Here is a 14,318-nt window from a genome sequence, read left to right on the forward strand (position 1 = left end):
CGTGCGCTTAACGGTACGGTGCATCGGCGGCAAGGTTCGCGGCGATCGCGCGCTCCCAGCGGTCACCGTTCGCGAGCAGCTTCTCCTTCTGGTAGATCAGCTCCTCACGGGTCTCGGTGGCGAACTCGAAGTTCGGGCCTTCGACGATGGCATCCACGGGGCAAGCCTCCTGGCAAAGCCCGCAATAGATGCACTTGGTCATGTCGATGTCGTAGCGCGTGGTGCGGCGGCTACCGTCCTCGCGCGGTTCGGCCTCGATGGTGATCGCCAGCGCCGGACACACCGCCTCGCACAGCTTGCACGCGATGCAGCGCTCTTCGCCGTTCGGATAACGGCGCAGCGCATGCTCGCCGCGGAAGCGGGGCGAGATCGGGTTCTTCTCATAGGGATAGTTGATCGTCGCCTTGGGCTTGAAGAAATACTTCAAGGTCAAGGCGTGCGCCTTCACGAACTCCCAGAGGGTCCAGGTCTTGATGAAATGGGCGACGGTGCTCATGCGGGCACTCCAACCCGGGCCAGCATGAGGTACCCGGAAACGAGGAAGACGAAGAGAAGCGACAGCGGCAGGAAGATCTTCCAGCCCAGGCGCATCAGCTGGTCGTAGCGGTACCTGGGCACCGTGGCCTTCACCCAGCTGAAGCAGAAGAAGAAGAAGCACATCTTGGCGAGCAGCCAGATGATGCCCGGCACGTAATAGAGCGGCGCCCAGTCGATCGGCGGCAGGTAGCCGCCCCAGAACAGCGTCGCGTTCAGCGCGCACATCAGGATGACATTGGCATACTCGCCCAGCCAGTAGAGCGCGAAGGCCATCGACGAATATTCGGTCTGATAGCCCGCGACGAGCTCGCTCTCGGCCTCGGTGAGGTCGAACGGCGCACGCTGCGTCTCGGCCAGCGACGAGATGAAGAACACGATCGCCATCGGGAAGAGCAGCGGGTTGGCGAAATAGCCGTTCACCCAGCCGAAGATCGCCGAGCCCTTCTGCGCCTCGACGATATCGCCCAGGTTGAAGGTGCCGGCCCACAGCACGACCGAGATCAGCACGAAGCCGATCGAGACTTCATAGCTCACCATCTGCGCCGCAGCGCGGATCGCCGAGTAGAACGGGTATTTCGAGTTCGAGGCCCAGCCCGCCAGGATGATACCATAGACGCCGAGCGACGACGCGGCGAGCACGTAGAGCAGGCCGACATTGATGTGCGACAGCGCGACGTTCGCCTGGAACGGCACCACCGCCCACACAATCAGCGCCACCGTGAAGGTGATGATCGGCGCGAGCAGGAACAGCGTCTTGTTGGCGCCCGACGGGATGATGGTTTCCTGCAGGAAGACCTTGAGGCCGTCCGCGAACGACTGGAGCAGACCGAGCGGACCGACCACGTTCGGGCCGCGACGCAGCGCCATCGCCGCCCAGATCTTGCGGTCGACATAGATGATCATCGCCACCGCCAGCATCAGCGGCAGGGAGATCAGCAGGATGCCGGCGATCGTGGCCACGAACCATGCCCATTCGAAGGGCAGGCCGAGCCATTGGAAAAACGGGGTCATTCTGCGGCCTCTGCGAAGTCTTCGCCGTGGATCAGCTCGGCCGAGCAGCGCTGCATCGTCGGCGACGCACGGCAGATGGCGTTGGTGAGATAGAAGTCGGCGATCGGATAGCCGAGCGCGCCGCTGGCCTTGGCGGCCAGCTTGGGCGGCGAGAACTCGTAGCCGGCCATGCCTTCACGGCCGAGCGCCGGCACTTCGTTCGCCATCTCGGCACGCAGCTGCTCGAAATTGTCGAACGGCAGAGTGTGACCGAGGCGATCGGAGAGCGCGCGCAGGATCGTCCAGTCCTCACGGGCGTCGCCGGGAGCGAACACCGCGCGGTCAGCGCGCTGCACGCGGCCTTCCAGGTTCACATAGGTGCCCGGCTTCTCGGCATAGGTCGCGCCCGGCAGGATCACGTCCGCATGGTGCGCGCCGTTGTCGCCATGGTGGCCGACATAGACCTTGAAGCTGTCCTTGAAGCTCTCGAAGTTCACTTCGTCGGCGCCGAGGAAGAAGGTGAGCTTCGGCGCAGCGGCGACGATGTCGGCGATGCCGCCCTTCTGGGCATAGCCGAGCATCAGTCCGCCCATGCGCGCCGCGGCAGTGTGGACGACGTTGAAACCGTTCCACCCGTCGCGCTGGAAAGCCTCGGCCATGGCGAGCGTGGCGCCCTGCCCGTCCTTCAGCGCCCCCGGGCCGACGATCAGCACCGGCTTCTTCGCCGCGTCGAGCGCCTCGGCCGCACGATCCGGCAGCTTGCCGAGGATCGACAGGTCGTTGCCCAACCACTCGACCTTGTAGGTCAGGTCGGTCTCGGGCCCGATCGCGAAGACCTTGGCGCCCTTCTTGATCGCCTTGCGCACGCGGGTGTTGATCAGCGGCGCTTCGAAACGCAGATTCGAGCCGACGAGCAGGATCGCATCGGCATCCTCGACGCCGGCGATGGTGGTGTTGAACGCCACCGAACCGAGGTTCGACACGTCATAGGCGAGTCCAGTCTGGCGGCCTTCGAGCAGGTCCGAGCCGAGCGCCTTCACCAGCGCCTTGGCGGCGTACATCGTCTCGCAATCGACCAGGTCGCCGGCAATCGCCGCGACGCTCGAGCCGGCGGCCTTGGCAGCGCCCGCAATCGCGTCAAACGCTTCATCCCAGCTCGCTTCGACCAGCTTGCCGTCCTTGCGGACATAGGGCTTGTCGAGACGGCGACGGACCAGCGCGTCAACATGATAGCGGGTCTTGTCGTGCGCCCACTCCTCATTCACGTCTTCGTTGATCCGCGGAAGCACGCGCATCACCTGGCGGCCGCGGCTGTCGAGGCGGATATTGGTGCCGACCGCGTCCATCACGTCGATCGACAGATTCTTCTTCAGCTCCCACGAGCGATACTCGAAGGCGACCGGCTTGTGGGTCAACGCGCCCACCGGGCAAAGGTCGACGGCGTTGCCCGAAAGCTCGCTCTTGAACGCCTTTTCCAGATAGGTAGTGATCTGCATGTTCTCGCCGCGATAGATCGCGCCGATATCCTCCACGCCGGCCACTTCCTCGCCGAAGCGGACGCAGCGGGTGCACTGGATGCAGCGGGTCATGATCGTCTTGATGATCGGACCCATGTACTTCTCGGTCACCGCGCGCTTGTTCTCGGTGTAGCGCGAGTGGCCGCGACCATAGGCGATCGACTGGTCCTGCAGGTCGCACTCGCCGCCCTGATCGCAGATCGGGCAGTCGAGCGGGTGGTTGATCAGCAGGAACTCCATCACGCCTTCGCGTGCGGCCTTCACCATCGGCGAGTCCGTGCGGATCTCCTGGTTGTCGGCGGCGGGCAGCGCGCACGAAGCCTGGGGCTTGGGCGGCCCCGGCTTCACCTCGACGAGGCACATGCGGCAATTGCCGGCGATCGACAGGCGCTCATGATAGCAGAAGCGCGGGATTTCCTTGCCGGCGGCTTCGCAGGCCTGAAGCACGGTGGCGCCTGCCGGCACCTCCACTTCAATTCCATCGACGGTAAGCTTGGGCATTACTCTGCGGCCTCTTGCATGCCGTTGCCGGCCTGGCGTTCGTTGATCCGCCGCTCGAGCTCGGGGCGGAAGTGGCGGATCAGGCCCTGGATCGGCCACGCGGCGGCATCGCCGAGCGCACAGATCGTGTGGCCTTCCACCTGCTTGGTGACCTGCTGCAGCGTGTCGATCTCGCTGATGTCGGCGTCGCCGGTGCGCAGACGCTCCATCACGCGCCACATCCAGCCGGTGCCTTCGCGGCACGGCGTGCACTGGCCGCAGCTCTCATGCTTGTAGAAGTACGACAGGCGGCTGATCGCGCGGACCACGTCGGTCGACTTGTCCATGACGATGATCGCCGCGGTGCCCAGGCCCGAGCCGAGCGCGCGCAGCCCGTCAAAGTCCATCGGGCAGTCCATGATCTGCGCCGCCGGCACCAGCGGCACCGACGAGCCGCCCGGAATCACCGCGAGGAGGTTGTCCCACCCGCCGCGGATTCCACCGCAATGCTTCTCGATCAGCTCGCGGAACGGGATCGACATGGCCTCTTCGACCACGCACGGCTTGTTCACATGGCCCGAGATCTGGAAGAGCTTGGTGCCCTTGTTGTTCTCGTTGCCGAAGCTCGAGAACCATTCCGGACCGCGACGCAGGATCGTCGGGACGACCGCGATCGATTCGACGTTGTTCACGGTGGTCGGGCAGCCATAGAGACCCGCGCCCGCCGGGAACGGCGGCTTCAGGCGAGGCTGGCCCTTCTTGCCCTCGAGGCTCTCGAGCATCGCGGTCTCTTCGCCGCAGATGTACGCGCCCGCGCCGCGATGGACGAACACGTCGAAGTCGTAGCCCGACTTGCACGCGTTCTTGCCGAGCAGGCCGGCGTCATACGCCTCCTTCACGGCCGCGAAGAGCGTCTCGGCCTCGCGGATATATTCGCCGCGGATGTAGATATATGCCGCACGCGCACGCATCGCGAAGCCCGCGACCAGCGCACCTTCGATCAGCTTGTGCGGATCGTGGCGGATGATCTCGCGATCCTTGCACGAGCCCGGCTCGGACTCGTCGGCGTTGATCACCAGGAAGTTCGGCCGATCCGGGCGCGGTTCCTTGGGCATGAAGCTCCACTTCATGCCGGTCGGGAAGCCGGCGCCGCCGCGGCCGCGCAGGCCCGACGCCTTGATCTTGTCGATGATGACGTCGTTGCCGAGCGCCAGCAGATCCTTGGTCTTGTCCCAATCGCCGCGCTTCTGGGCAGCCGGCAGGTTCCACGGCTGGAAGCCGTAGACATTGGTGAAGATGCGGTCCTTATCCGCGAGCATTAGCGGCCCTTCCCCACCATGTTCTGAATGAAGATGTACGCGAGCACTGCGAGCCCGAGCACGATTACGATGCCGATCAGCTTGAAGGCGAGCTTGAGCGCCCAGCCGAGCACGACGATCCCGCCGACGATCGCGAGGATGACGAAGATGAGGTTCTTGGTCTCGGGCTTCATCACCACTCACCCCGATAATCGTGGTTCTCGGTTTCCATCGCCGCCAGGTTGGTCGGCTCGCCGAGCGGTTCCACGGTGTGGCGGCCAGGCTCCTGCGTGCCGGTCTTGGGGCTCTCGCCCCGGGCCAGCGCGTCGAGGATCACGAGCGTCCGGTCATAGTCCAGATCCTCGAAATTATCGTCGTTGATCTGCACCATCGGCGCCGACGAGCAATTGCCCATGCACTCGACTTCGGTGAGCGTGAACAGGCCGTCCTCGGTGGTGTGGCCCTTCTTCATGCCGCGCGCCTTGCAGGCGGCCATCACGTCGTCCGAGCCGCGCAGCATGCACGGCGTCGTGCCGCAGACCTGCACGTGATAGCGGCCGACCGGCACCAGGTTGAACATGGTGTAGAAGGTCGCGACCTCGAAGATGCGGATGTAGGGCACGCCGAGCTCGCGCGCGACGAACTCGATCACCGGAATCGGCAGCCAGCCCTGCGTGTTGGTCTCCGCACCCACCTGGCGCTGGGCCAGGTCGAGATAGGGGATGCTGCACGAGAGCTGCCGGCCCGCCGGGTAGCGGCCCATGATTTCCTGTGCCTTGACGGCGTTCTCCGGCGTCCAGGCAAAATTGCCCCAGCGCGCGCGGGTCTCCGCTTCATCAGGGAGTTGGGGTGCGTCAGCCATTAACGAATGAACTCCACGCGATCGACCAGGTCGTCGGCGAAAGAATAGATGGACATAACCTCGAACGGCTCGCTCTCCGGCGAGCGCGCGACCTTCTCGTGGAGCACCACGGTGTCGCCCAGCTTGTAGCTGCTCAGGATCTCGGCGCGGTTCTGCGGGAACTCGGCGAACATCGCCTTCAGGCCCGAGCGGACGCCTTCCTTACCTTCACGCAGTACCGCCCCACGATAGCCCGCCTCGCAGGCACCGTCGGTCATCAGCGTGACATAGGCATCGGCATCCTGCGCATTGTAGTGCGCGATCATCTCGTGCGCGATGGCGATGCGGTCGGCGCTCACCGGTCGCACTCCCCGAACACGATGTCGAGCGCACCCAGGATGGCGGTGATGTCGGCGAGCATGTGCCCGCGCGACATGAAGTCCATCGCCTGGAGGTGGCTGAACGCAGTCGGGCGGATCTTGCAGCGATACGGTTTGTTGCTGCCGTCCGAGACCAGATAGACGCCGAACTCGCCTTTCGGGCTCTCCGTCGCGACATACACGTCGCCCGCGGGGACGTGATAGCCTTCGCTGAACAGCTTGAAGTGGTGGATCAGCGCTTCCATCGACTGCTTCATCTCGCCGCGGCGGGGCGGCGCGACCTTGCGATCGAGGGTGAGCACCGGGCCCTCCGGCATCTGCTGGAGGCACTGCTTCATGATGCGCGCGGACTGGTAGACTTCCTCGACGCGGACCATGAACCGGTCATAGCAGTCGCCGCGGGTGCCGACCGGGATGTCGAACTCGACCCGGTCGTACACGTCATAGGGCTGCGACTTGCGGATGTCCCAGGGGATGCCCGCGCCACGGATCATCGGGCCCGAGAAGCCCCAGGCCACGGCGTCCTCGCGGCTCACCACCGCGATGTCGACGTTGCGCTGCAGGAAGATGCGGTTCTCGGCGACCAGGCTGATCGCGTCGCCGAACAGGCGCGGCAGGCGCGTGTCGAGCCATTCGGCGATGTCGGTCAGCAGCTTGAGCGGCACGTCCTGGCGGACGCCGCCGACGCGGAACCAGTTCGAGTGCATGCGCGCACCGGAGGCACGCTCCAGGAAGTTCATGCAGTCTTCGCGGATCTCGAACATCCACAGGTTCGGCGTCATCGCGCCGACGTCCATCACGTGCGAACCGAGGTTCAGCATGTGATTGCAGATGCGGGTCAGCTCGGCGAAGAACACGCGCAGATACTGGCCGCGCAGCGGAACCTCGAGGTCGAGCAGCTTCTCGACCGCCAGCACATAGCTGTATTCCATGCCCAGCGGCGAGCAATAGTCGAGCCGGTCGAAATACGGCAGCGCCTGGGTGTAGGTCTTGTACTCGATCAGCTTCTCGGTGCCGCGGTGGAGCAGGCCGACGTGCGGATCGATACGCTCGATGATCTCGCCGTCCAGCTCGGTCACCAGGCGCAGCACGCCGTGCGCCGCCGGGTGCTGCGGGCCGAAGTTGATCGTGTAGTTCGCGATCTCGGTGTCACCCTTTTCCGGCTTGCCGCCGTCGATGACGCCTTCGATCTCGTCGAGATATTCAGCCATTACGCTTCACCCTCCGGCGCCTTCTTGGCGCGCGGCTTGCGGGGTTTCTTGACCACATCCGGATCGGCAGGCGCCGGGCCGGCTTCGGGACCCGACTTGCCGGCGCCGGTATCGGCGGTGCTGTCGCTGGTCTTGGGCTTGGTCACCTTCGCCATGGCCGGCTTGGCCGCCGGTGCGGGCTTCAGCGTCTCGTCCGCAGTCAGCGGAGTCGGCGCGCCCTTTGCCTCGGGCTGCGGCGCGGGGGCCGGAGCCGGTGCGGGCGCCGGGGCTGGAGCCGGTGCAGGCGCCGCCGCCTTCTCGTCGCCCGGCAGCACGTACTTGGCGCCTTCCCACGGGCTCATGAAATCGAAGTTGCGGAAGTCCTGGGCCAGGCTGACCGGCTCATAGACAACGCGCTTCGCCTCTTCCGAGTAGCGCAGCTCGACATAGCCCGTCAGCGGGAAGTCCTTGCGCTGCGGATGGCCGACAAAACCATAGTCCGTCAGGATGCGGCGCAGGTCGGTGTTGCCCGCGAAGAGCACGCCGTACATGTCGTACACTTCGCGCTCGAGCCAGCCCGCGACCGGCCAGACGCCGGTGACGCTGGGGACGGGCTTTTCCTCGTCGGTGGTCACCTTCACCTTGATGCGGTGGTTCCGCGTCAGGCTGAGCAGGCAATAGACCACTTCGAACCGCTCCTCGCGGTCGAGATAGTCGACGCCGGCGATCTCCATGAGCTGCTGGTACTCGAGGCCCGGCGTGTCACGTAGGCGCGTGAGCCCCTCGACGACGCGGGCGCGGTCGAGCACCAGGTTCACTTCGCCGACGCTGTCTTCCGAGAAGAGCAGGATATCGCCGAGCGCGGCCTTGGCCGCGTCGATCACGCCCTCGTTCGAGGCGAAACGCGGAGCAGAGGTCTTCACCGCGCTCATCGCTCGATCGTCCCGACGCGGCGGATCTTACGCTGGAGCTGCATCACGCCGTAGAGCAGCGCCTCGGCGGTCGGCGGGCAGCCTGGGACATAGATGTCCACCGGCACGATCCGGTCGCAGCCGCGCACGACACTGTAGCTGTAATGGTAATAGCCGCCGCCATTGGCGCAGCTGCCCATCGAGATGACGTATTTCGGCTCCGACATCTGGTCATAGACCTTGCGGAGTGCCGGGGCCATCTTGTTGCACAGCGTGCCGGCGACGATCATCACGTCCGACTGGCGCGGCGATGCGCGCGGCGCGGCGCCGAAGCGCTCCATGTCGTAGCGCGGCATGTTGACGTGGATCATCTCGACCGCGCAGCAGGCCAGGCCGAAGGTCATCCACCACAGCGAACCGGTGCGGGCCCACTGGAACAGCTCCTCGGTCGAGGTGACCAGGAAGCCCTTGTCGCCGATCTCGGCATTGATGTCGTTCAGGAAGCCGACGTCGGGCAGGGTTCCCGGCGGCGGCGCACCGATCAGGCCGCTGCCCGGCAAGGGCGACGACTGGGTGAGTTCTACTCCCATTCGAGCGCTCCCTTCTTCCAGGCGTAAACAAGGCCGAGCAAGAGCTCGCCGATAAAGACCATCATCGAGATCCAGGCGGTCCAGCTGGCGGCGACGGTGCCCATCTTGAACACCGAGACGGCCCAGGGATACAGGAACGCCGCTTCGAGATCGAAGACGATGAACAGGATGGCGACGAGGTAGAAACGCACGTCGAACTGGCTGCGCGAATCCTCGAACGCGGGGAAGCCGCACTCATATTCGCTGAGCTTGGCTTCCGTCGGCTTGTGCGAACCCGTCAGCCGGCTGACCAGCATGGGCAGGAACACGAAGGCGCTGGAAAGCGCGAGGGCGACCCCGAGGAACAACAGGATCGGCAGATATTGTGACAGGTCGACCAATGGCCTTCTCTTCTCGCGGATGCGGAATCTGACGGGGGCTTTAGGACGATGAAAGGAGTGCGGCAAGGGCGGAAACCCTTGAGAATCATTCGCAATAATTTGGCGTTTACCGCGCCGGGATCGCCACGACGGGCGTAGGCCGCTGCGCGCCGGAAATACGTCCCGCCTTGTCAGGCAGATGGACGCTCCATTGGGAGTCGCCGACGATCAGGATCCGCTTGCCGACACGGGCGATCTGGGTGGGATCGACGATCGCCCCGCCCTGCGCCGCAACCTCCGGCTCGACGATCTTCCCGTCCACGATCCGGAATCGCCAGACCTTGCCCGGCACAGTGGCATTGCGCACGCCCAGGAAGGAGTCGCCGTCCGCGACGAGACCATCGACTCCGCGCAGCCTGTTGCCGTCGGCAAGCAGGACCGGCGTCTCGGCGCCGCTGGCCAGGTCGACGCTGATCAGCCCGAGTCCATAGTCGGCGACGAGCAGCTTCCGGCCCTGGTCATAGACCGCACTGCCCTGCGCACTCCCCTTCTCGCGCGGCGCAATCACCGGCGTGAGCGCGGCACACTTGCCCTCGCAGCGATAGACCGCGCCGTTCTTGCTGTCGCTGACGAAGACCCGGTCCTGCCACACCGAGACATCGCCCGGTGTGAAGGCTCCCTTGGGTGCGAGCCGGGCACGCAACCGGCCCTTGCGGTCCATCGCAAGCAGCGCGGCACCGCTGCAGTCGGGAATCCTGAGGTCGGCAGGGCAATTGGCGGCGATCCAGAGCCATTTGCGGCGCGGATCCCAGGCGATGCCGAGCGGCGCGCCATCTCCGTTGGGGAGCTTGTGTGCAGTAAACCGCCCATTCCGGTGCGCGACGATGCTCCGGTCGAGCACACTGCTCACCCAGATTGTCTCGCCATCCGAGGCCACGCCCTCGATCAGGCGGTATTCGGCGGGGATGGTGAGGAAGGCGGCGGGCGGCGCGTCCTGGGCGAGAAGCCCGATCAGCGCCGCGGCGATCACCGCAGCGAGTTCGCGACGAGCTTGTGCAGCTTGGAGTGCAGCACGTCGTTGGCCGCGAGATACTGGTTGCGCTCGCGCGCCAAGTCCTGGCCGCGATAGTCGGTCACGAAGCCGCCCGCTTCCTTGACCAGCAGCATGCCGGCAGCGACGTCCCAAGGCTTGAGATCGCTTTCCCAGAAGCCGTCGAAGCGGCCCGCGGCGACCCAGGCGAGGTCGAGCGCAGCCGAGCCGAGGCGGCGGATGCCGGCGACTTCAGGCGCGACGGCGCCGAAGATGCGGCTCCACTCGGCGAAATTGCCATGGCCGAGGAACGGGATGCCCGTCGCGATCAGCGCCTCGTCGAGGTGCCGGCGCGCCGAGACCCGCAGGCGCTGGTCCTGCAGCCAGGCGCCGCGGCCTTTTTCCGACCAGAAGCTCTCGTCGGTCAGCGGCTGGTAGATATAGGCGTGCGTCACCTCGGGCTTGCCCTGGGCGCCGCGCGGATCCTCGACTGCGATCGAGATGCAGAAATGCGGGATGCCGTGGAGGAAGTTGCTGGTGCCGTCGAGCGGATCGATGATCCAGCGCGGCTTGTCCGGATCGCCGGCGATCTCGCCGCGCTCCTCGACCAGGAAGCCCCAGTCCGGACGCGCCTTCTGGAGCTCCTCGATCAGCGTGTCCTCGGCGCGCTTGTCGGCCAGGCTGACAAAGTCCGCCGGCCCCTTGCGGCTGACCTGGAGGTGCGAGACCTCGTTGAAGTCGCGACGCAGGCGCGGGCCGGCCTTGCGGCAGGCGCGCTCCATGACGGTGATGAGGCCGGAATGCGAAACCAAGTCAAATGCTCCAAAACCCCTCTCCCATTGGGAGAGGGAGGGGCCCATCGCGTCAGCGATGGGAGGGTGAGGGTCGAGGGCAGTCCGATACCGCCCTCACCCAACCCTCTCCCAAAGGGAGAGGGCTTTTAGTCCGCGCGGCGGACGTAGGTCTGCTCGTACACGTCGACGACGATGCGGGTGCCCGAGGCGATGTGCGGCGGCACCAGGATGCGCACGCCATTGTCGAGCACGGCCGGCTTGTACGACGACGAGGCCGTCTGGCCCTTCACCACCGCATCGGCCTCGATGATCGTCGCTTCGATCGTGTCGGGCAGCTGCACGCTGATCGGCTCTTCGTCATAGAGCTCCATCACCACGTCCATGCCGTCCTGCAGGAAGGCAGCCGCGTCGCCGAGCAGGTCGCGCGGCAGCGTGGTCTGGTCGTAGGTTTCCTTGTCCATGAAGGTGAGCACGTCACCCTCGGCGAACAGGAACTGGAAGTCCTTGGTGTCGAGGCGCACGCGCTCGACCGTCTCCGCCGAGCGGAAACGGACGTTGTTCTTGCGGCCGTCGCGCAGGTTCTTGAGCTCGACCTGCATGTACGCACCGCCCTTGCCGGGCTGCGTGTGCTGGATCTTCACGGCACGCCAGATGCCGTTTTCATATTCGATGATGTTGCCGGGACGGATGTCCACGCCGCTGATCTTCATGGTCGAGACCTATGGAACTGAGAAAGAGCTGAGCCGGCGCCTTTAGCCGCGCACGGCCTTCACCGCAACTCCTTCGTCACCCGGTGGAAGCCGGGGTCTCGTGCCGCACGCTGTCCCTTTGCGGTGCGAGATCCCGGCTTCCACCGGAATGACGGACTATCGGTCGATATCCCGCAGCAGCGGATAGGGGTTGATGTTCTGCCCCTGCCACCAGCCCTCGCCCGGCTGCATCAGCTTGATCTCGAAATGCAGATGCGGGGCGCCACCCGAGGCGCTGCCGGTATTGCCGACCGTGGCGATCGGCTCGCCCTGCCGCACCACTGCCTTCTCCGCGACCAGATAGCTGTCGAGATGGGCGTAATAGTGGATCGTGACGCCGTCCCGGGTGCGGACATACAGCGTGTGCCCGCCATTCACGCTTTCGAAGACCTTCTCGACTGTCCCCGATGCCGCGGCGAGCACCGGCGTTCCACGGGCCGCCATGATGTCGATCGCGTGATGCTCGCGCGTGCCATTGCCTCTGCTCTGCCCCCAGGTATCGCTGAGCTGACGGGCGGCGACGCCCTCGACGGGGATGATCAGCGGCACCGGATCGCCGATGCCGGGCGGTGCGGCCTGGGGATCGAGCGCCGCCTGCTGGGGAAGCGCCGGCGTGGCGGGCTGCACGGTGATCCGCACCAGCGACAGGAACCCCGCCGCGAGCAGCACCAGCAGCAGGCCCAGCCCCCAGCCGATTCGCTTCGCCCAGAGCAGCATGCGCCCTACTCCTGGAATACCGCCTCGGTACCAGGCTTGACCATCAGCGCGAGCCGCGCGGCGTCCCAGTTGGTGAGGCGGATGCAGCCATGGCTCTCGGTGCGCCCGATCGTCTGCGGCTCGGGCGTGCCATGGATGCCGTAATGCTCCTTGGAGAGATCGAGCCACACCACCCCCACCGGACCGTTCGGCCCCGGCGGCAGCATCGCCGGGTCACTGCCCTTCTTCGCGTCCCAGAACAGCTTGGGGTTGTAGTGGAACTTCGGGTTGGTGTCCGCCCCGTTGATCTTCCAGGTGCCGATCGGCAGCGGATCATGCTCGCTGCCCATGGTCGCGCTGAACTGGGCGACCAGGCGGTTCTGCTTGTCGAACACCTTGAGCACCTTCTCGCTCTTGTCGACGACGACATGATCCGCCTCGGGCACCTTAGCCTCGACGTTCAGGTCGTTCAGCGTCTGGCGCCACTCGGGCTTGATGTCGGCCGGATAGTCACGGGAGGCGGGAAGCGCATTGGGAAAGACGAATTCGGCGCCCGGCCGGATCGCCCTGCTGCCGGGGTTGAGCTCCACCAGTATCTCGGGCGTGGTGTGGAACATCTCGGCCAGCTTCTCGAGCGGTCTCGTATAGGCGAGCGAGGGCAGCTTCGCCTGTTTCTCGGGGTCCCTGGGGATCGGATTGACGTACGGCCCCTTCAGCGTGTCCGCATCGAGCGTCAGCTTGCGTACCGGACGCAGCGAGGCATAGGGCGCCAGCGCACGCAGCGTGGCGGGGTCGAGCTTGCCACTGGCCGGCATGCCCCGCGAAATCTGGAAGCCCTTGAGCGCCGCGGTCAGCGACTGACCCTCGCGCCCGTCGAGGATGCCGGGCGAAAAGCCGAGATGATCGAGGATCACCTGGGCATGCAGGATCGAATAGTCGATCGGCGGGCGGCCGGAAGTTCCCGCCTGCCCGCTGGCTGCGGGACCGAGCGAGGCACAGGCGAGACAAGCCGCAAATCCGAGAAATTTCCGCACCGAATCAAGCTCCTGCAGATCATGTTCCGCAAGAACAACGGGTGGAACTCAGGGTTTGTTTCGCGCACACCACACCGTCATCCCGCCCCGGACCTGATCCGGGGCGGGATCTCATGCGGCTCTTTTCCCGCCATCGCCTGAGATCCCGGCTTCCGCCGGGATGACAGAGTAAGGTCAGCCGCCCAGCAGCTCCGCGAACGCCTTCACCGCCGCTTCCTCGTCCCCGCCCCACACGGCGCTGGACACCGCCAGGAAGTCCGCCCCGGCCTTGACCAGCGGCGCGGCATTGTCCGGCGTGATCCCGCCGATCGCCACGCAGGGCAGCTCGAACAGCGCTGACCACCAGCTGAGGATCACCGGCTCGGGCCGGTGCCGGGTTTCCTTGGTCGCTGTCGGATAGAAAGCGCCGAACGCGACATAGTCCGCCCCCGCCTCGCCCGCTTCCATCGCCTGGTGCCGGCTGTCATGGCAGGTCACGCCGATCTGCACCTGGGGCCCCAGCTCGGCTCTCGCCTCGCGCGGATCGCCATCGTCCTGGCCCAGATGCACACCGTCCGCACCAAGCCGCTTGGCGAGACTCACATCGTCATTGACGATGAACGCCACGTCCGCATCGGCGCAGATCTTCTGCAGCGGCTCGGCCAGGCGGGCCGCCTCATGCTGGTCGACGCCCTTCACGCGGAACTGGAAGGCGGCGACCGGGCCGGCGCCCAGCGCGCGCTTCAGTCGCTCGGGGAAGGCACCGGTCACGTCGAGCGGCGAGATCAGGTAGAGCTGGCACGGCGGCCGGCGCATGTCGCGCACGAACTGGTCGGCGAAATTGGGGTCGAGCGGCGGCAGGCCATCATCATCAAGTTCGATCATCGGGCGAGCCTTAGCGAAAGCCGGTTCGCTTCACCACACTCGATCGAAAGGGAGTGGT

General features: G+C 65.7%; 17 protein-coding genes. All 17 read right to left on the reverse strand.

The genetic code is table 11. The features are described 5' to 3' along the window. Positions 1 to 7: 7 nt before the first annotated feature. The 17 genes from nuoI to thiE all read right to left on the reverse strand — a co-directional run bounded on the left by nuoI (position 8) and on the right by thiE (position 14,260). On the reverse strand, positions 8 to 496 hold the full coding sequence (gene nuoI, locus J2W22_RS16240; RefSeq protein WP_307119276.1) for an NADH-quinone oxidoreductase subunit NuoI: 489 nt from the start codon (positions 494 to 496) through the stop codon (positions 8 to 10). Then, the gene (nuoH, locus tag J2W22_RS16245; RefSeq protein ID WP_307119277.1) at positions 493 to 1,548 is read right to left on the reverse strand and encodes an NADH-quinone oxidoreductase subunit NuoH; all 1,056 of its coding nucleotides are present in this window, start codon (positions 1,546 to 1,548) and stop codon (positions 493 to 495) included. Before nuoH ends, nuoI begins: the two co-directional genes overlap by 4 nt. Further along, entirely contained in the window at positions 1,545 to 3,545 is a 2,001-nt protein-coding gene (gene nuoG / locus J2W22_RS16250) for an NADH-quinone oxidoreductase subunit NuoG (RefSeq protein WP_307119278.1), read from the reverse strand. Before nuoG ends, nuoH begins: the two co-directional genes overlap by 4 nt. Next, positions 3,545 to 4,843 carry an NADH-quinone oxidoreductase subunit NuoF gene (gene nuoF, locus J2W22_RS16255; RefSeq protein WP_307119279.1) on the reverse strand — a complete coding sequence of 433 codons (1,299 nt, stop codon included), beginning with the start codon at positions 4,841 to 4,843 and terminating at the stop codon, positions 3,545 to 3,547. The genes nuoG and nuoF overlap by 1 nt, the downstream gene beginning before the upstream one ends. Then, positions 4,843 to 5,016 carry a hypothetical protein gene (locus tag J2W22_RS16260; protein WP_307119280.1) on the reverse strand — a complete coding sequence of 58 codons (174 nt, stop codon included), beginning with the start codon at positions 5,014 to 5,016 and terminating at the stop codon, positions 4,843 to 4,845. Before J2W22_RS16260 ends, nuoF begins: the two co-directional genes overlap by 1 nt. Then, a complete protein-coding gene (locus J2W22_RS16265; protein WP_307119281.1) occupies positions 5,016 to 5,684 on the reverse strand; it encodes a complex I 24 kDa subunit family protein in 669 nt (222 codons plus the stop codon). Before J2W22_RS16265 ends, J2W22_RS16260 begins: the two co-directional genes overlap by 1 nt. Next, positions 5,684 to 6,022 (reverse strand): nuclear transport factor 2 family protein, encoded by a 339-nt coding sequence (locus tag J2W22_RS16270; protein ID WP_307119282.1) that lies wholly within the window; start codon positions 6,020 to 6,022, stop codon positions 5,684 to 5,686. The genes J2W22_RS16265 and J2W22_RS16270 overlap by 1 nt, the downstream gene beginning before the upstream one ends. Further along, on the reverse strand, positions 6,019 to 7,254 hold the full coding sequence (locus J2W22_RS16275) for an NADH-quinone oxidoreductase subunit D (protein WP_307119283.1): 1,236 nt from the start codon (positions 7,252 to 7,254) through the stop codon (positions 6,019 to 6,021). The genes J2W22_RS16270 and J2W22_RS16275 overlap by 4 nt, the downstream gene beginning before the upstream one ends. Continuing rightward, positions 7,254 to 8,156, reverse strand: a complete 903-nt coding sequence (locus J2W22_RS16280; RefSeq protein WP_307119602.1) for an NADH-quinone oxidoreductase subunit C — start codon at positions 8,154 to 8,156, stop codon at positions 7,254 to 7,256. Before J2W22_RS16280 ends, J2W22_RS16275 begins: the two co-directional genes overlap by 1 nt. 5 nt (positions 8,157 to 8,161) lie before the next feature. Then, positions 8,162 to 8,734: a NuoB/complex I 20 kDa subunit family protein gene (locus tag J2W22_RS16285; protein WP_183995643.1), complete on the reverse strand. Its 573-nt coding sequence runs from the start codon at positions 8,732 to 8,734 to the stop codon at positions 8,162 to 8,164. After that, positions 8,725 to 9,114: an NADH-quinone oxidoreductase subunit A gene (gene ndhC, locus J2W22_RS16290; protein WP_307119284.1), complete on the reverse strand. Its 390-nt coding sequence runs from the start codon at positions 9,112 to 9,114 to the stop codon at positions 8,725 to 8,727. Before ndhC ends, J2W22_RS16285 begins: the two co-directional genes overlap by 10 nt. 106 nt (positions 9,115 to 9,220) lie before the next feature. After that, positions 9,221 to 10,123, reverse strand: a complete 903-nt coding sequence (locus J2W22_RS16295) for a hypothetical protein (protein WP_307119285.1) — start codon at positions 10,121 to 10,123, stop codon at positions 9,221 to 9,223. After that, positions 10,120 to 10,935 carry an inositol monophosphatase family protein gene (locus tag J2W22_RS16300; protein ID WP_307119286.1) on the reverse strand — a complete coding sequence of 272 codons (816 nt, stop codon included), beginning with the start codon at positions 10,933 to 10,935 and terminating at the stop codon, positions 10,120 to 10,122. Before J2W22_RS16300 ends, J2W22_RS16295 begins: the two co-directional genes overlap by 4 nt. Before the next feature lie 128 nt (positions 10,936 to 11,063). Next, positions 11,064 to 11,627: an elongation factor P gene (gene efp / locus J2W22_RS16305; protein WP_307119287.1), complete on the reverse strand. Its 564-nt coding sequence runs from the start codon at positions 11,625 to 11,627 to the stop codon at positions 11,064 to 11,066. 156 nt (positions 11,628 to 11,783) lie between these two features. Next, positions 11,784 to 12,383 (reverse strand): M23 family metallopeptidase, encoded by a 600-nt coding sequence (locus J2W22_RS16310; protein WP_307119288.1) that lies wholly within the window; start codon positions 12,381 to 12,383, stop codon positions 11,784 to 11,786. A gap of 5 nt (positions 12,384 to 12,388) precedes the next feature. Next, positions 12,389 to 13,396, reverse strand: a complete 1,008-nt coding sequence (locus J2W22_RS16315) for a L,D-transpeptidase family protein (protein WP_373422984.1) — start codon at positions 13,394 to 13,396, stop codon at positions 12,389 to 12,391. A 174-nt stretch (positions 13,397 to 13,570) separates the two neighbouring features. Further along, the gene (gene thiE, locus J2W22_RS16320; protein ID WP_307119289.1) at positions 13,571 to 14,260 is read right to left on the reverse strand and encodes a thiamine phosphate synthase; all 690 of its coding nucleotides are present in this window, start codon (positions 14,258 to 14,260) and stop codon (positions 13,571 to 13,573) included. Positions 14,261 to 14,318: the final 58 nt, after the last annotated feature.

The organism is Sphingomonas kyeonggiensis (assembly GCF_030812785.1).
GTDB classification, from domain to species: domain Bacteria; phylum Pseudomonadota; class Alphaproteobacteria; order Sphingomonadales; family Sphingomonadaceae; genus Sphingomonas; species Sphingomonas kyeonggiensis_B.